Annotated in this window: 23 protein-coding genes; 18 read left to right on the top strand and 5 right to left on the bottom strand. The window is 69.4% G+C overall.

Annotated elements, in window-relative coordinates:
- Window position 1 precedes the first annotated feature (1 nt).
- From ACFPQ9_RS29370 to ACFPQ9_RS29345, 6 genes are all read left to right on the top strand, one after another.
- Complete coding sequence (locus ACFPQ9_RS29370; protein WP_380859805.1) at window positions 2-1,258, top strand: hypothetical protein; 1,257 nt, start codon at window positions 2-4, stop codon at window positions 1,256-1,258.
- A 125-nt stretch (window positions 1,259-1,383) separates the two neighbouring features.
- Complete coding sequence (locus tag ACFPQ9_RS29365) at window positions 1,384-2,118, top strand: LmeA family phospholipid-binding protein (protein ID WP_380859802.1); 735 nt, start codon at window positions 1,384-1,386, stop codon at window positions 2,116-2,118.
- 243 nt (window positions 2,119-2,361) lie between these two features.
- Window positions 2,362-2,442: an Ms5788A family Cys-rich leader peptide gene (locus ACFPQ9_RS29360; RefSeq protein WP_350751515.1), complete on the top strand. Its 81-nt coding sequence runs from the start codon at window positions 2,362-2,364 to the stop codon at window positions 2,440-2,442.
- Window positions 2,443-2,568: 126 nt separating this feature from the next.
- Window positions 2,569-3,408: a sulfurtransferase gene (locus tag ACFPQ9_RS29355; protein ID WP_030957142.1), complete on the top strand. Its 840-nt coding sequence runs from the start codon at window positions 2,569-2,571 to the stop codon at window positions 3,406-3,408.
- 65 nt (window positions 3,409-3,473) lie between these two features.
- Entirely contained in the window at window positions 3,474-3,761 is a 288-nt protein-coding gene (locus tag ACFPQ9_RS29350; protein ID WP_030957144.1) for a DUF1416 domain-containing protein, read from the top strand.
- 102 nt (window positions 3,762-3,863) lie between these two features.
- Window positions 3,864-4,127 carry a DUF3099 domain-containing protein gene (locus tag ACFPQ9_RS29345; protein WP_380859798.1) on the top strand — a complete coding sequence of 88 codons (264 nt, stop codon included), beginning with the start codon at window positions 3,864-3,866 and terminating at the stop codon, window positions 4,125-4,127.
- Window positions 4,128-4,181: 54 nt separating this feature from the next.
- Here ACFPQ9_RS29345 and ACFPQ9_RS29340 read toward each other — a convergent pair whose 3' ends face one another.
- Window positions 4,182-4,544, bottom strand: a complete 363-nt coding sequence (locus tag ACFPQ9_RS29340; RefSeq protein WP_380859795.1) for a DsrE family protein — start codon at window positions 4,542-4,544, stop codon at window positions 4,182-4,184.
- A gap of 130 nt (window positions 4,545-4,674) precedes the next feature.
- Here ACFPQ9_RS29340 and ACFPQ9_RS29335 point away from each other — a divergent pair, with 130 nt between their 5' ends.
- The 6 genes from ACFPQ9_RS29335 to ygfZ all read left to right on the top strand — a co-directional run bounded on the left by ACFPQ9_RS29335 (window position 4,675) and on the right by ygfZ (window position 9,364).
- Window positions 4,675-5,388 carry a hypothetical protein gene (locus ACFPQ9_RS29335; protein WP_380859792.1) on the top strand — a complete coding sequence of 238 codons (714 nt, stop codon included), beginning with the start codon at window positions 4,675-4,677 and terminating at the stop codon, window positions 5,386-5,388.
- Complete coding sequence (locus ACFPQ9_RS29330; protein WP_380859789.1) at window positions 5,385-6,248, top strand: hypothetical protein; 864 nt, start codon at window positions 5,385-5,387, stop codon at window positions 6,246-6,248. Before ACFPQ9_RS29335 ends, ACFPQ9_RS29330 begins: the two co-directional genes overlap by 4 nt.
- Window positions 6,245-7,117, top strand: coding sequence for a hypothetical protein (locus ACFPQ9_RS29325; RefSeq protein ID WP_380859786.1), 873 nt, complete (start codon window positions 6,245-6,247; stop codon window positions 7,115-7,117). Before ACFPQ9_RS29330 ends, ACFPQ9_RS29325 begins: the two co-directional genes overlap by 4 nt.
- A gap of 226 nt (window positions 7,118-7,343) precedes the next feature.
- The gene (locus ACFPQ9_RS29320; protein WP_380859783.1) at window positions 7,344-7,919 is read left to right on the top strand and encodes a heme-binding beta-barrel domain-containing protein; all 576 of its coding nucleotides are present in this window, start codon (window positions 7,344-7,346) and stop codon (window positions 7,917-7,919) included.
- Between the two features lie 16 nt (window positions 7,920-7,935).
- Window positions 7,936-8,388 (top strand): Fur family transcriptional regulator, encoded by a 453-nt coding sequence (locus ACFPQ9_RS29315; RefSeq protein ID WP_380859781.1) that lies wholly within the window; start codon window positions 7,936-7,938, stop codon window positions 8,386-8,388.
- 10 nt (window positions 8,389-8,398) lie between these two features.
- Window positions 8,399-9,364 carry a CAF17-like 4Fe-4S cluster assembly/insertion protein YgfZ gene (ygfZ, locus tag ACFPQ9_RS29310; RefSeq protein ID WP_380859778.1) on the top strand — a complete coding sequence of 322 codons (966 nt, stop codon included), beginning with the start codon at window positions 8,399-8,401 and terminating at the stop codon, window positions 9,362-9,364.
- A 23-nt stretch (window positions 9,365-9,387) separates the two neighbouring features.
- On the opposite strand, the gene dtd is transcribed toward ygfZ, so the two are convergent.
- Window positions 9,388-9,813, bottom strand: a complete 426-nt coding sequence (dtd, locus tag ACFPQ9_RS29305; protein ID WP_380859775.1) for a D-aminoacyl-tRNA deacylase — start codon at window positions 9,811-9,813, stop codon at window positions 9,388-9,390.
- A 159-nt stretch (window positions 9,814-9,972) separates the two neighbouring features.
- Between dtd and ACFPQ9_RS29300 the strand changes: the two genes are divergently transcribed.
- Window positions 9,973-10,596, top strand: a complete 624-nt coding sequence (locus ACFPQ9_RS29300) for an RsiG family protein (RefSeq protein WP_380859772.1) — start codon at window positions 9,973-9,975, stop codon at window positions 10,594-10,596.
- 154 nt (window positions 10,597-10,750) lie between these two features.
- A complete protein-coding gene (locus ACFPQ9_RS29295; protein WP_380859769.1) occupies window positions 10,751-12,010 on the top strand; it encodes a GNAT family N-acetyltransferase in 1,260 nt (419 codons plus the stop codon).
- 226 nt (window positions 12,011-12,236) lie between these two features.
- Here the strand turns inward: ACFPQ9_RS29295 and ACFPQ9_RS29290 are convergent, their stop codons facing one another.
- Entirely contained in the window at window positions 12,237-12,416 is a 180-nt protein-coding gene (locus ACFPQ9_RS29290; protein WP_380859766.1) for a hypothetical protein, read from the bottom strand.
- 259 nt (window positions 12,417-12,675) lie between these two features.
- On the opposite strand from ACFPQ9_RS29290, the gene ACFPQ9_RS29285 reads away from it, so the two are divergent.
- A complete protein-coding gene (locus ACFPQ9_RS29285) occupies window positions 12,676-13,518 on the top strand; it encodes a winged helix-turn-helix domain-containing protein (protein WP_380859763.1) in 843 nt (280 codons plus the stop codon).
- A 24-nt stretch (window positions 13,519-13,542) separates the two neighbouring features.
- Here the strand turns inward: ACFPQ9_RS29285 and ACFPQ9_RS29280 are convergent, their stop codons facing one another.
- Window positions 13,543-13,731, bottom strand: a complete 189-nt coding sequence (locus ACFPQ9_RS29280; protein WP_030948652.1) for a hypothetical protein — start codon at window positions 13,729-13,731, stop codon at window positions 13,543-13,545.
- Window positions 13,732-13,885: 154 nt separating this feature from the next.
- On the opposite strand from ACFPQ9_RS29280, the gene ACFPQ9_RS29275 reads away from it, so the two are divergent.
- Both ACFPQ9_RS29275 and ACFPQ9_RS29270 read left to right on the top strand, forming a co-directional pair.
- Entirely contained in the window at window positions 13,886-14,764 is an 879-nt protein-coding gene (locus ACFPQ9_RS29275) for a winged helix-turn-helix domain-containing protein (RefSeq protein ID WP_380859760.1), read from the top strand.
- A 29-nt stretch (window positions 14,765-14,793) separates the two neighbouring features.
- Window positions 14,794-15,516, top strand: a complete 723-nt coding sequence (locus ACFPQ9_RS29270) for an HAD family hydrolase (RefSeq protein ID WP_380859757.1) — start codon at window positions 14,794-14,796, stop codon at window positions 15,514-15,516.
- Here the strand turns inward: ACFPQ9_RS29270 and ACFPQ9_RS29265 are convergent.
- Entirely contained in the window at window positions 15,507-15,689 is a 183-nt protein-coding gene (locus ACFPQ9_RS29265) for a hypothetical protein (RefSeq protein WP_380859754.1), read from the bottom strand. The two genes, ACFPQ9_RS29270 and ACFPQ9_RS29265, sit on opposite strands and share 10 nt — an antisense overlap.
- 174 nt (window positions 15,690-15,863) lie before the next feature.
- Between ACFPQ9_RS29265 and ACFPQ9_RS29260 the strand changes: the two genes are divergently transcribed.
- A complete protein-coding gene (locus tag ACFPQ9_RS29260) occupies window positions 15,864-16,736 on the top strand; it encodes a winged helix-turn-helix domain-containing protein (protein WP_380859751.1) in 873 nt (290 codons plus the stop codon).
- Window positions 16,737-16,751: the final 15 nt, after the last annotated feature.

Here is a 16,751-nt window from a genome sequence, read left to right as displayed (position 1 = left end):
GATGACCAACCAGCCGTATGAGGGCGACCACGAGGTCTACGACCCGTACCGGCGGCAGGCGCCGCAGGGGTGGCCGGCCCAGCAGCCGTACGACGATCAGCAGGCCGCCCAGCAGTACACGCAGCAGTGGCAGGGGCAGACCTGGGAGACCCAGGTGCACGAGCCGGTGCAGCCGGTGAACCCGGCCGCGGCGGAGGAGACCGCCTACCTGCCGCCGCAGGGCGCCGCGGCGGGTCCGTACGCCGCCGGGTACCAGGGGGAGCCGCAGTACCGGGGTGGGGACCATCAGGACGCGTACGCGTCCGGCTATCAGACGGGCGGCTGGGACGGCACGCACCAGGCCCACGCCGGGCAGCAGCATGTCCAGTCGCAGCAGCAGCACGTCCAGCCTCAGCAGCAGCCTCCCCAGCCCCAGCCGCAGCCCCAGGCGTCCGGGACTTCCGACGCCGCGGCCGGCTCGGTCGACGCGGACGGCTACGGGCCCGCGACCCTCGCCGGGAACTCCCGGGTCACCGACGCCCAGCGGGCGCGGCAGGAAGGCCGTTCCCCGATCATCGAGCCGGGGATGCAGCCGGCCGGGCTCACGGCCCTGCTCGGGCTGCTGCTCGCGGTGGCGGCGGCGATCGGGTCGTACGCGCTGCTCGTTCCCCTCATCGCGCTCCAGGCGGTGACGGCCGCGGGCTGGTTCCGGCTGAACGGCATGTGGCCCGCCCGGCAGGGCATCGCGCTCGCCTTCGCGGGGGCCGTGACGGCGGACGTCGCGCTGCTCGTCGCCGACGGGGCGCCGGCGGCGATCCTCGGCACGCTGGGGGTGTGGGTGCTGCTGACCCTGGTGCTTCAGCTGCGCTCGCACGCCGACCCGGACGAGCGGATGTACGGCCTGATGGCGACCGTCGTCTCGGCGGCGCTGGCGATCGTGGCCGCCGGGTATCTCGCGGCGGAGGCCGACGCGGTGACCGTGGGCGCGGTGGCCGTAGCCGTCGCGGTCGTGGTCCGCGCGCTGCCGTTGCCGACGCCCGCGTCCGTGGCGGCCGGGCTGCTCGCGGGTGTGGGAGCCGGGGCGGTCGTCGGCGCGATCACCGGCGTCGGGTCCGGCGGGGCGCTGCTCGGCGGGGGCGCGGCGGTCTGCGCGCTCATCGGCCACCGTGTGGCGAGCTACGACTACCCGTCCCGCTTCGTCCACTTCACGGCGGGCGTCGCGCTGCCGCTGGCCGCCGCCGCGCCGGTGGTGTACGTGCTGGGACGGGCGCTGGCCTGAGGCACAAGGGCCCGCCTGTCACAGGTGATCGACAATCTGCCGGTCATCCCCCGAGCCAGGGTTACGCTCGCGCTGGACGGCCACCCGGCCGTCAGTGACCGTTTTCAGGTGGGGGAACACCGAACATGCGCGCCCTGCGGATATTTCTCATAGTCGTCATCGTCCTGGGCGGCCTCTTCGTGCTGGCCGACCGGCTGGCCGTCGGATTCGCCGAGGACGAGGTCGCCGGGAAGCTGCAGACGCGCGAGAACCTCGCCGACACCCCGGACGTGTCCATCAAGGGCTTCCCCTTCCTCACTCAGGTCCTCGGCGGCGCGCTGGACGACGTCGAGGTCGGTATGTCGGGCTTCGTGGCCGCCGCCGGCGACGGCAAGTCGATCCGGATCGACGACCTCAAGGCGAACATGAAGGGCGTCGAGTTCTCCGGCGACTACAGCTCCGCGACCGCGGCGACCGCCACCGGCACCGCGTCCGTCAGCTACGCCGAGCTGCTGAAGACGGCCAAGTCCGAGCCGACCCAGGTCGCACCCGGTGTCACCGCGAGCGTCGTCGGGCTCTCCGACGGCGGCAACGGCAAGATCAAGGTCGCCGTCGAGGCCACCGTCCTCGGCACCAAGCTGCCCGAGCCGGTCTACGTCCTGAGCTCGGTCACCGCCCAGGGCGACACCGTACGGGTGAAGGCCGACACCCTGCCGAACTTCGGCGGCGCCGAGATCGCCGAGAGCCGTGCCCGCGCGATCACCGACTTCGAGCAGAAGATCGACGGGCTGCCCGGCGGCATCCAGCTCGACAGCGTCCAGGCGGCGAAGGACGGCGTCGAGATCACGGTGAAGGGTTCGAACGTCCGCCTCGCCGGGTAGTTCCGCCTCGCCGGGGTCGTACGGCGGCGGGTGAGGGCACCCACGGCTGCGGGTGAGGGGGCCCGCGGCGTCCGTACAGCGAGACGGTGTCGTCCGCACCGTAGATCAGACCCGCGAGCCGGGCGGCCGGAAGCCGTGCGGCGGTAGTCCTGACGGCTTCTCGATCCCACATTCCGGACGATCGCGTCTCAGAATACGACACGCCGGTGACACGCCCGCCTGTCGCTCCCTACGATCGAGGCCATGAAGCGACAGGCGGATCTCACGAAGCGGCGGGCAGTAGACCTCTGCCGCGTTGCCGCCATGCTCTGTCGCCCCTTCTGAGCGGAAGCTCCGACTTCCGCGTTTCCCCCCGCCCTGACCAGGGCACAGGTGCGCCGTCTCGGCATGAGCCCGCGCACCCCCTCGCACTCGCACGCCCCGCCGCAACTGCCCCGGAGGAGAAAGAGCATGAGCCGCAGCGACGTCCTCGTCGACGCCGACTGGGTCCAGGAGAACCTGGACAACCCCGCGATCGCGATCGTGGAGGTGGACGAAGACACGTCCGCCTACGAGAAGAACCACATCAAGAACGCGATCCGCATCGACTGGACCAAGGACCTGCAGGACCCGGTCCGCCGCGACTTCATCGACCAGGAGGGCTTCGAGAAGCTCCTGTCGGCGAAGGGCATCGCCAACGACACGCTGGTGATCCTCTACGGCGGCAACAACAACTGGTTCGCGTCCTACGCCTACTGGTACTTCAAGCTCTACGGCCACGAGAACGTCAAGCTTCTCGACGGCGGCCGCAAGAAGTGGGAGCTGGACGCCCGCGAGCTGGTCGAGGAGGTCCCGGAGCGCGCCGAGACCGTCTACAAGGCCAAGCCGCAGAACACCGCCATCCGCGCCTTCCGCGACGACGTCGTGGCGGCCATCGGTTCGCAGAACCTCGTCGACGTCCGCTCGCCCGACGAGTTCTCCGGCAAGCTGCTCGCCCCGGCCCACCTGCCGCAGGAGCAGTCGCAGCGCCCGGGCCACGTCCCGAGCGCCCGCAACATCCCGTGGTCCAAGAACGCCAACGACGACGGCACCTTCAAGTCGGACGACGAGCTCAAGGAGCTCTACGCCGAGGAGCAGGTCGACCTGGCGAAGGACACCATCGCCTACTGCCGTATCGGTGAGCGCTCCGCGCTGACCTGGTTCGTGCTGCACGAGCTGCTCGGCGTGGAGAACGTCAAGAACTACGACGGCTCCTGGACCGAGTACGGCTCCCTGGTCGGCGTGCCGATCGAGCTCGGCGCCAACAAGTAACCCACCCCCTCGCAAGCCAACCCGACCGGCCTTCCTTCCGGTCAGACCCCCATCTGGAGAAAGACATGTGTGGAGCGAAGGCCGGCGGCCCCGACGCCTCGACGATCAAGCCCGGTGAGACCACCATCCAGGGTCAGGTGACCAAGGACGGCGAGCCCGTCGTCGGCTACGTCCGACTGCTGGACTCGACCGGCGAGTTCACCGCGGAGGTCCCCACCTCCGCCACGGGCCAGTTCCGCTTCTACGCGGCGGAGGGCACCTGGACCGTCCGCGCCCTGGTCCCCGGTGCCACCGCCGACCGCACGGTCGTCGCGCAGCACGGTGGCCTCGCGGAGGTCGCGATCGCGGTCTGACGCGACTCGGTTCCTGAAGGGCCGCATCCCGTGGGTTGGACGCCGGGGATGCGGCCCTTCGGCATGCCCGCGCCCTGCCGTTTCCGGGCCTACCCTGGACGTATGTACGCACGGCGGCGTCATCTCTACTTCGCCATGATGGGGACGTGCATCGCGCTCTTCGTCCTGGCGTGGGGTGTCGTACGCCTGTGGTCGATTCCGGTGGCCGTGGGCATGTGCGTGGTCGCCATGGTCATCCCGCCGCTCGCCGCGATGGTCGCCAACCGGCGGGGGCCGGAGGACCGCTGGTGGGACGACCCCTCCGGCGACCCGAAGTCCGACGAGTGGTGGGACGAACTCGACGGCAAGAAGCGCCCCCACACGTAGGCCCTCACACGTAGGCCCCCACCCGTGGCGGCCGTCTCGGCAGACCAGTCCGTCTCAGTAGACGAGAGCCTGCGTCTCGTCCGCCAGCGCCTCCTGCACGAAGACCTGGGCGCCCGCGATGCGTACGCCCTCGATGACGTCCTTCTCCGTGATGTCCCGGCGGGCCGCGCACTGGGTGCACAGGGTGAGCCGGCCGGCCGCGAGGACGGAGTCGATGAGGTCGGGCAGCGGGGCCGCGTGCGGCAGTTCGAACTCGGCGGCCCGGCCCGGGAGGGCGAACCAGGCGGACTCGCCGGTCAGCCACACGGAGACGTCCACGCCACTGGCCACGGCCACCGCCGCGACCGTGAACGCCTGTGAGCACCGTTCGGGGGCGTCGGCCCCCGCCGTCACCTTGATCACCAGCTTCTTGGCCATGGCCGAATCGTAATCAACCCCCTTACAACCTGGTGCATGGGCCATGGGTCTCCTGTGCGCGCATATGGAATGCGCACTTCACGTTCCGTGGGGGGACGTTTTGGATGAATCTCAAGAAATAGGCGAGGCCATGCCCCGGCCCCGCCGGCGCGGGCGTACGGCGCTGCTGCTCGCCGCGGCCGCCGTGCTGGGGCTCGTCGGCGGGACCTGTGGCGGCTACCTCGTGCAGGCCGACCGTGCGCCCACGAAGCTGCCGCCGCTGTCCCAGCCCGTGGTCAAGCAGGCCGAGGGCGAGGCCGAACCGCTGTCGGCCGCGGTGGACCGGCGGCTGAGGACCGACGGCGACCTGCGCAAGCTGCTGCTCCCGCGGCCCAAGGGAACGCGGGACGCCGTGTTCGAGGTCGGCTCGGACGGCTGGATGGACCTCGCCGATCTCGCGGGCACCTACGAGGATCCGAACGAGGTCTTCGGGAACCTCATCAGCGACGAGTTCCGGCGCGGCGCCGTCGCCAACTGGCGCACGGGCAGCACGTACAGCGTCGCGATCCATCTCGTGCAGTTCCGCCAGGAGCAGACCCTGGCCGCCTCCGCCCACGCCGACTCCGGCCACTACTGGGCCGAGAACGAGCCCGACACCCGCAGCTGGGCCATCCCCGGCACGGGCGACGGCATGGCGTACGTGCACGGCAGCCCCGAGCGGGAGGCCGGCTTTCTCCCCGTGTACACGGCCGAGGCCCATGCCTGGCGCGGTGACATCGCCATGGATATCTGGGTCTTCGACACCAAGCCGATCTCCAAGGAGAAGATCATGGATCTCGCCGAGCGGCAGGTGGGACGGCTGTGAACGGGAACGAGAACGAGACCGGGACCGAGACCGGGACCGGGATCGAGAACGAGACCGGGACATCTGAGAGCCCCGAGGTCGTCCCGGTCCCCGCCCGCAGGCGTCCGCGCGCCGGGCGTATCGCCGCGGTCGCCGGGACCGTCCTGCTGCTCGGTGCCGTCGTCGCCGGAGCCGGCTACACCGTGGTGACCGTCCAGGACGCCGAACGGGATCCCGGCCTGCCGACGTGGAAGTTCCCCGAGCCGGCCGCGGCCGGCAAGAAGGCGGACGGCAAGGCCGACGGGGCGGCCTCCGGGCTGCGCGGGCTGCTGCTGCCGTACGACGAGAAGGGCTACACACGCGGCCCCGACCTCGGAGAGTTCGGTTCCGACGCCGAGCTCAGCGGCCGTCAGGCCTCCGAGCTGCGCAAGGAGTCCCTCAAGGGCCTGCCCCGCAGCGAGCGCCGGCAGCTGGAGAAGGAGCTCGACAAGAAGCCCATCGAGGGCATGGTGATGCGCAGCTACTACAACGCGGACAGCTACTCGATCTACCACGAGCAGGCCTTCTTCGTCAGCGTCGTACTGGCCCGCATGGAGAGCCGGGACGCCGCCAAGGACGTCGCGACGTCCCAGAACGAGTTCGTCTCCGCCCTCGGCCTCTTCCGCAAGGGCCCGAAGCTGGGCGACCACAAGAACGCCAAGTGCTTCCTGACCCCCAAGGAAGTCGACGAGGACTTCGACCGTGTGTACTGCACGGCCTACTCCGGAGACGTGCTGATCAGCGTGACGGCGTCCGGTGTCAGGCCGGTCGACAAGAACAGCATCGGGATGTTCGTCACCGCCCAGCTCGACCGCATCGACGACCCGGGGAAGGCCGTATGACCGAGCAACCGCCCATCGCGACGGCCCCCGCGGCCGAGGTGCCGCCGATGCCCGAGGCACCCCCCGCCCTGCCACCCGCGGCGGACGCCGTACCCCCGGTGCAGAAGGACCGGCGCGTCCTGCGTGCCGTCCTGCGCTGGACCTCGGCCGCTGTCGTCCTCGCCGCCGTCGGCGCCTCCACGGCGTACGGCATCACACGGATGGAGCGCACCGACGTCCCCGGTCTCGCGACCGAGACGGACGGCCGCTGGGCGTACCCGGAGATCACCAAGCCGCCGCTGCCCTCCGGCCGCCCCGCCCCGTTCGCCGCGGACAACGCGGCCTCCGCGCACTACGCCGACCTCCGCGCACTGCTGCTGCCGGCGCCCGAGGGGGCCAAGGCCGACAAGGCGCTCGCCGGACGTGACGGCTGGCTCGCGACGAAGGACTTCCTGTCGGTGTACGGGTCCAAGGAGGACCGCGACGACCTCCGCCAGGTGCTCACGGACCACGGGCTGCGGCACATCGCCGCACGCGGCTGGACCACCCCGGACGGTACCCACACCCGGATCTACCTGCTCCGTTTCGGCTCCGGCCAGGTCGCCGACGTGCTCCAGCAGGACCACCTGACCAGCTACGCCTCGCCCAACCACGCCCTGCGCGACGCCGCCGAGGTGAACACGGACGAGGAGTTCCCCGCCAAGGCGCTGGTCATGAACGTGCGGCACTACGCCTACACCGAGACCAAGCCGTACGGCGCCGAGCAGGTCCGGCAGGCCTACCTGGTGGCGGGCGACGTGGTGGGCCTGGTGGTGCAGTCCCGCAAGGGCACTGCCGCGGCCGTACCGTTCCAGCAGACGGTGATCCTGCAGAGCCAGCTGCTGGACTGACCTCGCGAGGGCGTACCTCACAAGGAGGGCCGGTCCCCGGCCGCGTAAGCTGGGGCCCGGCCCTGTACGTACCGCACAACCTCCGCTCAATCGAGGAGCACCCCGTGGAGATCTTCTTCGAAGCCCTGCTGGTCCTGGTCTGCGTCGGCGTTCTCGCCTTCGCCGGACTGACCGTGAAGAAGCTGTACCAGGGCCAGCGCTGACCCACGTCTAGGAAACGCCGCTCATGATCGAGATTCCGTCCGACCTCCACAAGGACCTCGTCCCGCTCGCCTTCCTGCTCGGCAACTGGGCCGGCGCGGGCGTGCACGACTTCCCGGGCTCCGAGAAGTGCAACTTCGGGCAGGAGGTCGGCTTCACGCACGACGGCCGTGACTTCCTTGAGTACCAGTCCCACACCTGGGTCCTGGACAACGACGGGAACAAGGTCCGTCCCCTGGAGTCCGAGCACGGCTTCTGGCGCATCGACGCCGACCGCAAGGTCGAGGTGACGATGGTCCGCGACGACGGCGTCGTCGAGATCTGGTACGGCGAGATGGCCGACAAGAAGCCCCAGATCGACCTGGTCACGGACGCCGTGGCCCGCACCGCCGCCTCCGGCCCCTACTCCGGCGGCAAGCGGCTGTACGGCTACGTCAAGAGCGACCTGATGTGGGTCGGCGAGAAGCAGACCCCCGAGGTCGAGCTGCGCCCCTACATGTCGGCCCACCTGAAGAAGGTCGTCACCCCGGAGGACGTCGAGCGCTGGGCCAAGGCCCTCCCCGACGACATGCCGGACGACGGCATCGCCTTCTTCAAGTAGTTCTAGACTCGTCGGTGTGGTGAGCACCGACTGGAAGAGCGACCTCAGGCAGCGCGGCTACCGGCTGACGCCTCAGCGTCAGCTTGTCCTGGAAGCCGTGGACACCCTTGAGCATGCGACCCCCGACGACATCCTCGTGGAAGTGAGGAAGACGGCGTCGGGGGTCAACATTTCCACCGTGTACCGGACCCTGGAGCTCCTGGAGGAGCTCGGTCTGGTCAGCCACGCCCACCTCGGGCACGGCGCGCCGACGTACCACCTGGCGGACCGCCACCATCACATCCACCTGGTCTGCCGCGACTGCACCAACGTGATCGAGGCCGATGTGTCGGTGGCCGCCGAGTTCACGGCGAAGCTGCGTCGCGAGTTCGGTTTCGACACCGACATGAAGCACTTCGCGATCTTCGGCCGGTGCAAGGACTGCGCGCACAAGGGCGCGAACGGCAAGAGTTCAACTACCGAGTCGTAGGGTTGTCCCCATGAAGAGCCCCCTGCTGACCCTGCCCGGCGCCGTCCCCGCCGAGGGCGTGGACGAAGGCGTCGCCGCCCACTACGGCGATCTGTTCCGCGAGCAGCGCGCGCTCGCCGACGGCACCGGCTTCGTCGACCTCTCGCACCGCGGAGTCGTCGCCGTCACCGGCGACGACCGGCTGAGCTGGCTGCATCTGCTGCTCACCCAGCACGTCAGCGAGCTGCCCACGGGCGAGGCCACCGAGGCGCTGATCCTCTCCGCGCACGGCCACATCGAGCACGCGCTGTATCTGGTCGACGACGGCACGACCGTCTGGGCCCATGTCGAGCCCGGCACCCAGGAGGCGCTGATCGCCTACCTGGAGTCGATGAAGTTCTTCTACCGGGTCGAAGTCGCGGACCGTACGGACGACTTCGCGGTGGTGCATCTGCCCGCCGGGTCCATCGCCGAGGTGCCCGAGGGAGTCGTCGTACGCGAGACGGCGTACGGCCGTGATCTGTTCCTGCCCCGTGCCGACCTGGAGTCCTACGCCGAGAAGGCCGGCCCGGCGGCCGGGATCCTCGCCTACGAGGCCCTGCGCGTCGAGCAGCACCGCCCGCGGCTCGGCTTCGAGACCGACCACCGGACGATCCCGCACGAGCTGGGCTGGATCGGCACGGCGGTGCATCTGCAGAAGGGCTGCTACCGCGGTCAGGAGACGGTCGCCCGGGTCCAGAACCTCGGCAAGCCCCCGCGCCGCCTGGTCTTCCTGCACCTGGACGGCAGCGAGGTCCATCTGCCGGTCCCGGGCACCGAGATCCACCTCGCGGACGAGGGCCCCGACGGCCGCAAGATCGGCTTCATCACCACATCCGTACGGCACCACGAGCTCGGTCCGGTCGCGCTGGCGCTGGTGAAGCGGAACGTCGCGCCGGACGCCCGGCTGGTGGCGGGAGAGACGGCGGCGGCGCAGGAGCTCGTCGTCGAGCCGTAGCCGGCGCTCGGACTCCGGGGTCCTCAGATCTCCAGCAGCACCGTGAACGGACCGTCGTTCGTCAGGGAAACACGCATCTTGGCGCCGAACCGGCCCGTCGCCACCGTCGCGCCCTGGGCGCGCAGTTGGGCGACGACCTCGTCGACGAGCGGCTCGGCGACCTCGCCGGGGGCGGCGGCGTTCCAGGTGGGCCGGCGGCCCTTGCGGGCGTCACCGTAGAGGGTGAACTGGCTGATGACGAGGAGCGGGGCGTCGATGTCGCTGCACGACTTCTCGTCGCCGAGCATGCGGATCGACCAGAGTTTGCGGGCGAGTTGGGCCGCCTTCTCCTTGGTGTCCTCGTGGGTGACGCCGACGAGCACGCACAGCCCCTCGCCGGTGATCTCCCCGACCGTCTCCCCGTCCACGACGACACTCGCGCCGTCCACCCTCTGCACCACAGCTCGCATGGCGCCATCATGCCGCGTGCACGGACGTGCCTCATAAGGGGCTTCTTTTTTGCTCCTTAACCCCCCATCTGGGGCTGTTCGTGGGCACTCGGTCACATTGTGGCCACCAGTGATGGCACCATGCTCCTCACACGCCGGTCGAGGGGACGGTAGAGGCACATGAGCACACCGAGTACCGAGCAACCACCCGGGGCTGTCGTACTGACCCACGCGGCCCAGCTGGACGGTCTGCGGCCGCCCACACAACGCACCGCCGACGATCCGGGCCCCGGCCCGCACGCACGGCTGGCCGTGGAGCCGACCGAGCACGACCTGACCGCGCTCAGTCTGCCCGAACTGCGCACCCTGCGGCGCTACGCCCAGCGTGACGAGGCGGACCTGAGTTATGTACGGCGGCTGCTGCAGGGGCGGATCGACATCCTGCGGGCCGAGCTCGCGCGGCGCTCCCCGGCGGGCGCGGCGTCCGTCGTGGACCGCCTCCCGGAGATCCTCACCGACGCCCCGGCCCGCCAGCGCTCCTCCGCGCGCCATGTGACGCTGGGGACCCCGCAGAGCGAGGAGTTCCGGCGGCTGGCGGCCGAGATGCTGGCCGAGGTGGAGCTGTCCGACCTCCAGGCCCGCACGGACGCCGAGCTCAGCACCGCGATGGGGCGCTTGGTGGGCTACGAGCAGCAGGTGTCGGGCCGCCGCCAGCTCCTGCAGCGGACGGCGGACGAATGCAGCACGGAGATCACCCGCCGCTACCGCGACGGCGAGGCCCAGGTGGACGACCTGCTGACATAACCCACCACAGGTCGTCCGCTCCGGGGTAAGTCAGCCCCTCCGGCGTTTGAGGAGCGGGGTCCGGGGCGGAGCCCCAGAAGGATGGGACGGGCAGGGGCGGCGGGGGCGAGAAAAACTCGGCGACACCCCGCGCCCGCCGACCTACCGTGGCCCCATGAGCCGTCCCGCACCCCACATCGACGTCCGCTCGATCACCGAAGCCGACCTCCCCGACTGGAGCCGGGCACTGCACACCGGCTTTCTGCGTACACCCGACGTCACGGAGACGGAGGTCACGGACCGGGCGTCGTACATCGTGCCCGCCCGCACTCTCGGCGCCTTCGACTCCGGCCGCTGCGTCGCCACCTTCCGTTCCTTCGAGCAGGAGATCACCGCCGTCGGCGGCGCCACCGTCCCCGCCGACGCCATCTCGAACGTCGCCGTCACCGCCACCCACCGCCGCCGCGGCCTGCTCAGCCGGATGATGGACCACGACCTGACGGCCGCGAAGGACCGTGGGGACGTCGTGGCGACCCTGATCGCCGCCGAGTACCCGATCTACGGCCGCTACGGCTTCGGCCCCGCCACCTGGGCCGCCCAGTGGAACATCGACGTCCCCCGGGCCGGCCTCGACCCCCGTTGGGCCGGCCCCGAGAACGGCGGCCGTATCGACATCGTGGACGGCGCGGACGTACGCAAGCTCGGCCCGGAGCTGCACGAGCGGGTACGCAGGGCGCAGCCGGGCGCCGTCGACCGGGACGAGCGGTGGTGGCAGGTCGCCACCGGGGCGGTGCGCCTGGAGCAGGCCCCGTGGACGGAGCCGTTCTTCGGTGTGTACCGCTCGTCGGGCGGCGAGGTCGAGGGTCTGGTGTCGTACCTGGCGGACGACCACTGGGGCGACGGCAAGCAGCCGCTGAACACCGCGTCCGTGAAATGGCTGATCGCGGCGACGCCGGAGGCCGAGCGCAATCTGTGGCGCTATCTGTGCTCGATCGACTGGATCACCACGGTCAAGAGCGGCTGGCGGGCCCCCGACGACCTGCTGCCGTTCTTCCTCCCCGACCCGCGCGCGGCCAGGATCGAGACGCTGGCGGACTGGCTGTGGGTGCGGGTCCTGGATGTCGTACGGGCGCTGGAGGCGCGTACGTACGACGGGCAGGGCACGCTGGTGCTCGAGGTCGTGGACGGGGCCGGGTTCGCGGGCGGGCGCTTCCGGCTGGAGGCGGCGGCGGACGGCGCGTCCTGCACGCCGACCACGGCCGCGGCGGACCTCACCCTGGATGTCGCCGAGTTGGGCGCCCTGTGGCTGGGCGACGAGTCCGCCGTACGGCTCGCCGCGCTGGGGCGGGTCCGGGAAGAACGAGCGGGCGCCGCCAAGGTGGCCGACGCCCTGCTGCGTACGTCCAGGCGGCCTTGGTGCCCGGACATGTTCTGAGACTCCTCTCCATCGACGACAGGTCTGCTCATCCGTAGCGAGCTGTTCGGTTGTGGTTGTTGATCAGTGGTGCCTGTTCAGCTGTGCTTGTTCAGTTGTGGCTGTGCGAGGCGATGTTCAGTTGTCGGTGTTCAGTTGTGACTGTGCTGACCGTCCGGGCTCCCGGCTCCCCTCCGGAAGGGAGCCCGGCCGGCCGAACCCGGTCCCCGGGCCTTCTCGCGAAGGCCTAGTGGGCGAGCAGCATGACGAGGATCACCGCGCCGATGCCGCCGATCATGGTGTTCCTGGCCTTGATACCGATGGACAGGGCGAGAAAGGCAATGATGCCCATCGGCCCGTACTTCCACTGGATGAGTTGCTCGAATCCAATGACGAGCGCGGCGACGGCGAGGTAGACGAGCGGCATGCAGGTCTCCCTTCGAGGACGATGGTCGACAGAACCGACGCTTGTGGCCAACACACTTGAAGCTTGACCATGTTGCTTAAGTTGGCGACCAACTTCACTGTACTTATCACCGCTTGGAAGCGTCTTATAACCACCTTCCCAGGAACTGCCCAAAGATGGCGGGAAGTTGTAGTGTTTGGTCGTGGAGCCGAAACACGTCTCCGTCAATGGACGGAAGAGGTCACAGCGGCAACAGGGGCCACAGACATCGCATCGTGAGGTGGCCGACGCGCTGCGCGCCCGGATCACCTCGGGCGAGTTGCGGCCCGGCCAGCGCATGCCCACGCAGGCCAGGCTGGCCGACGAGTTCGGCGTCGAGCGCGGAGCGGTACGGCAGGCGCTGCGCATCCTGCAGTCGGAGCATCTGCTCACGAACGTCTCCAAAGGTGCCCCGGCCACCGTCGCCCCCGATCTGGGCAAGGCGCTGACCGGCCCCGGAGCTCCGCCGGCGTCCACCATGGTGGCCCTCGCCCCGCGCATCGCCTCCGCCTTCGCGGCCCCGCACGTGGAGATCGACGCCCTGTGCCTGACCGCGGTCTCCCTCACGCTCGCCATCGGCGAACCGCTGCGCCAGATCCACGCCGGACGGCTGAAACCGGCCAAGGTCGACTTCCGGGTGCTGCTGCCGAGCCGGGACATCCCGCTCGCCTTCCCGACGCCCGTGGACGACTCGGCCGACGACGTCGACGTACAACTGCGCCGCCGCTGGCTCGCCCAGCGCAACGCCCAGGGCCAGGTGCTCCGGCACAATCTGCTGGCGCTGCGCTCCACGCACGGCATCGACGTACAGGTCACCTTCCGGGCGCTGCCGTTCACGCCGCCGGTGAAGCTGTACCTGCTCAACGGCACGGAGGCGCTGTTCGCCTACTACACGCTGAGCCGCCGCGAGGTGGAGATCGGGCAGCAGCATCTGGAGATGTACGACGCTCCGGGCATCCAGTCGACGCTGTTCGCCTTCGAGCAGGACGCCGGGCTGCGGGACATGACGTTCGTGGAGCAGTCGCACGTGTGGTTCAACGCGCTGTGGGAGACGATCAGTTCGGAGCTGGTGCTCACGAGCTGATCGTCCCCTGTCGACGCGTCCGGATCATAGGGCGGGTCCCGAGACCAGGATCGCGAGGACGACGGCCCCTATGGAACTGACGGCCGGGTTCTTGGCCTTGATGCCTATGGTGAGCAACAGCAGGCCGATGATGCCGGTGGCGCCGTACTTCCACTGGAGGGTCTGCTCGACGCCTACGACGAAGACGGCGGAGAGGAGTGCGAGGACGGGCATCGGTGTTTCCCCCTTCGGGCTCCTGGGAATGGAAGGATTACTTCCGCCAACTCAACCAACTTGACGCCAACTCTGACTAAGTTGTCCCCACTTGGCCCCTACTTTGAAACAAGCTACAAACAACTCCCACTAGATAGGTGCGAGTTGTAGCGTTTTGGTCGTGACCCAGGAGAACGTGGCAGTGAACGGCAGCAGGAGACTCTCGCCCCAGGAGATCGCCGACGTCCTGCGGGAGCGGATCCGCGTCGGAGAGCTCAAGGCCGGTGACCGCCTGCCCACGCAGGCCGAGCTGGCCGAGGAGTTCGGCGTGGAACGGGGCACCGTACGCCAGGCCCTGCGCGCGCTCCAGGAGGACGGCCTGCTCACCAACGTCAGCAAGGGCAGCCCGCCCCGGATCGCCTTGCCCACCCCCACGCGGGGCGCGCCCCAGCCGACGATGGTCAGCCTGGCGCCCCGCCTGACGGAGGCGTTCGGCGTGCCGCACGTGCGCGTGGACGTCGTCTGCCACACCTCAGAGACCCTGATGCTGGCCCTCGGCGAACCGCTGCGCCTCATCCACGAGGGCTCGATCCGCCCCGAGTCCATCGACGTCCGCATCCTGCTGCCGTCACGGGACATCAACCTCGCCTTCCCGGTACTGGTGGAGGGCGGGGAGGGCGACGACCCGGTCCACAAGCGGTGGCTGGAGATGCGGAACGCTCAGGCGCAGGTGTTGCGGCACAACCTCCAGGCCATCCGCTCCACGCACGGCATCGATGTCCACGTCGCCTTCCGCGCGTTGCCCTTCACCCCGCCGGTCAAGCTGTACCTGCTGAACGGGACAGAGGCGCTGATCGGGTACTACGTCCTGACCGAGCGGCAGGAGGAGTACGAGAGCCGGACCCTGGACATGTACGACGCCCTCGGCTCCAAGTCACTGCTCTTCTCCTTCGTCGAGCAGGCCGGTCAGCGCGACGCCGCGTTCGTAGCGGAATCCCAGAAGTGGTTCGACGCCCTCTGGGAAACCATCACGACTGACCTGACACTCTCCTAGTGACTTCTGATACGGCGCAGACTGAATCCGTGACCGCAGAGACCGAGAACGACACCGCACAGCTCCGGGAACTGATCACACGCGCTCGCGTCGTGCTCTGGGACTTCGACGGACCGATCTGCCGGCTGTTCGCCGGGCACAAGGCCGAGCGGGTGGCCATCGAACTGGTGGAGTGGCTGGAGGGGCGCGGGCTGCACGGGCTGCTGACGGAGGACGAACGGCAGTCGCTGGATCCGCACGTCGTGCTGCGCGCCGTCGACCGCCGGCATCCCGGCAGCGACCTGGTCGCGGAACTGGAGGAACGTCTCACCAAGGAGGAACTGCGGGCGACCTCCTCCGCGATGCCCACCGCGTACGCCGACCCGCTGATCCGCACCTGGACCGCGGTCGGGTCCCGATTGGCCATAGCCACCAACAACTCCCCCCGAGTGGTCCGCACCTACCTGGACAGCCGCGGGCTGCTGTCCTGCTTCAGCCCCCACATCTACGGCCGCACCCAGGACCTGCACCAACTCAAGCCGGACCCGCACTGCCTCAACCGCGGCCTGCGGGCCATGGGCGCGGCCCCCTCGTCCGCCCTGATGATCGGCGACACCCCCTCCGACCTCATCGCCGCCAACAGCGCCGGCGTCCCCTTCCTGGGCTACGCGCGTAACGCCCGCAAGGAAAAGCTGCTGCGCGAGGCCGGGGCGACGTCCGTCGTGGATTCACTGTGGGCGGTGCTGCGGTTGGTACGGGCCGCTCAGGCCTGAATCATCAGCAGCGCGAACATCACGGCGGCGCCGACCGCCAGGCCGACCCGCCGCGCCCGGACGCCCACCCCCACCGCGAGCAGGAGCACCACACCCACCGCACCAAGCCGAGTCTGTGCCTGTATGCCCAGGAGCAGTTCGAAGAGCGCCTTGGAGACTTGAAGCAGGAGCATCCCGCCACCTCCCTTCCGGTTGCCTGCAACACCTCAACTAGCCGTCCAATTGGACTGCTTGGTCTGTGAGTGGTCTGCCCGGCCGAAGAGATCTCTTAACCAACGGGCCTATGTGGTGGGCTGGTTGACTGAATTTCTGGTTTGTGAGTGGACTGAAAGCGGTACGGTCAACATGTGGATGCGCAGCAGGGTGGCGGCAGTGGCGGCAAGGAGTTCCAGCGGGTCGCCGACGAGTTGCGTGCCCGGATGGCCGACGGGGAGTACCCGTTGCACTCCCACCTGCCCTCTCAGCGATACCTGACCAAGGAGTTCGGAGTTTCCCGGGACACCGTGCAGCGGGCGCTGCGGGCACTGGTCGCCGAGGGCTGGATCGAATCGAAGCAGGGCAGCGGTTCCCGGGTGATCAAGACGCAGCGAATACAGTCGTCGACGCCCAAGGCCACCAGGTCGCGCCGGGGCATCACGCTCGAGTCGCTCATCGGCGAGGCCTTCGAGCAGCCCGAAGTCACCCTGGACGTCTACACATTGACATCCGAATCCCTGTACTGGCGCATCCAGCAACAGGCCGCCCGGATCCAAGGCCGCTCCATCAGCCCCCGGCGCATCACCTTGCGCATGCTGCTTCCCGCCGAGGACCAGCCGTTGCCCTATCCCCGCGTCAAGGACGACAAGGACGACACACGTCTGAGCGCCCGCCTGCACGAGATCACGGAGCGGCACACGAAGTCGCTGCGGGAGTCGCTCGCGGCCCTCAAGGCAGAGGGGTGGGTGCCGTCGGTCGACGTGGAGATCCGGCGGGCTCCGTTGACGCCGGCCTTCAAGCTCTACCTCTTCAACGGCGCCGAAGCGCTGCACGGTCCCTACGAGGTGATCGAACGGAAGATCGAGCTGGAACCCGGCGAGGAGATCACCGCGCTCGATGTGCTCGGAATCGGCGCCACCCTCACGCACCACGTCAAGGACGACGACCCGAACTCGTCGGGGACCGTCTTCGTGGAGAGCATGCAGAACTGGTTCGACTCGGTCTGGGATCTGCTGTCCGAGTAGCCGGGGCAGCCCCCG

Source organism: Streptomyces coerulescens (genome assembly GCF_042657965.1).
In the GTDB taxonomy this organism is placed as follows: domain Bacteria; phylum Actinomycetota; class Actinomycetes; order Streptomycetales; family Streptomycetaceae; genus Streptomyces; species Streptomyces coerulescens.
The sequence above is the reverse complement of the archived record's forward strand: the minus strand, read 5'-3'. Positions and strand labels throughout refer to the sequence as shown.

What these genes read in the sequence shown, in the direction of transcription:
- ACFPQ9_RS29325 (WP_380859786.1), top strand. Translation starts at nt 6,245, where the DNA reads ATGACCGAGCAACCGCCCATCGCGACGGCCCCCGCGGCCGAGGTGCCG.
- ACFPQ9_RS29320 (WP_380859783.1), top strand. Translation starts at nt 7,344, where the DNA reads ATGATCGAGATTCCGTCCGACCTCCACAAGGACCTCGTCCCGCTCGCC.
- ACFPQ9_RS29300 (WP_380859772.1), top strand. Translation starts at nt 9,973, where the DNA reads ATGAGCACACCGAGTACCGAGCAACCACCCGGGGCTGTCGTACTGACC.
- ACFPQ9_RS29345 (WP_380859798.1), top strand. Translation starts at nt 3,864, where the DNA reads ATGTACGCACGGCGGCGTCATCTCTACTTCGCCATGATGGGGACGTGC.
- ACFPQ9_RS29360 (WP_350751515.1), top strand. Translation starts at nt 2,362, where the DNA reads ATGAAGCGACAGGCGGATCTCACGAAGCGGCGGGCAGTAGACCTCTGC.
- ACFPQ9_RS29370 (WP_380859805.1), top strand. Translation starts at nt 2, where the DNA reads ATGACCAACCAGCCGTATGAGGGCGACCACGAGGTCTACGACCCGTAC.
- ACFPQ9_RS29335 (WP_380859792.1), top strand. Translation starts at nt 4,675, where the DNA reads ATGCCCCGGCCCCGCCGGCGCGGGCGTACGGCGCTGCTGCTCGCCGCG.
- ACFPQ9_RS29290 (WP_380859766.1), bottom strand. Translation starts at nt 12,416, where the DNA reads ATGCCGCTCGTCTACCTCGCCGTCGCCGCGCTCGTCATTGGATTCGAG.
- ygfZ (WP_380859778.1), top strand. Translation starts at nt 8,399, where the DNA reads ATGAAGAGCCCCCTGCTGACCCTGCCCGGCGCCGTCCCCGCCGAGGGC.
- dtd (WP_380859775.1), bottom strand. Translation starts at nt 9,813, where the DNA reads ATGCGAGCTGTGGTGCAGAGGGTGGACGGCGCGAGTGTCGTCGTGGAC.
- ACFPQ9_RS29365 (WP_380859802.1), top strand. Translation starts at nt 1,384, where the DNA reads ATGCGCGCCCTGCGGATATTTCTCATAGTCGTCATCGTCCTGGGCGGC.
- ACFPQ9_RS29350 (WP_030957144.1), top strand. Translation starts at nt 3,474, where the DNA reads ATGTGTGGAGCGAAGGCCGGCGGCCCCGACGCCTCGACGATCAAGCCC.
- ACFPQ9_RS29265 (WP_380859754.1), bottom strand. Translation starts at nt 15,689, where the DNA reads ATGCTCCTGCTTCAAGTCTCCAAGGCGCTCTTCGAACTGCTCCTGGGC.
- ACFPQ9_RS29340 (WP_380859795.1), bottom strand. Translation starts at nt 4,544, where the DNA reads ATGGCCAAGAAGCTGGTGATCAAGGTGACGGCGGGGGCCGACGCCCCC.
- ACFPQ9_RS29355 (WP_030957142.1), top strand. Translation starts at nt 2,569, where the DNA reads ATGAGCCGCAGCGACGTCCTCGTCGACGCCGACTGGGTCCAGGAGAAC.
- ACFPQ9_RS29280 (WP_030948652.1), bottom strand. Translation starts at nt 13,731, where the DNA reads ATGCCCGTCCTCGCACTCCTCTCCGCCGTCTTCGTCGTAGGCGTCGAG.
- ACFPQ9_RS29295 (WP_380859769.1), top strand. Translation starts at nt 10,751, where the DNA reads ATGAGCCGTCCCGCACCCCACATCGACGTCCGCTCGATCACCGAAGCC.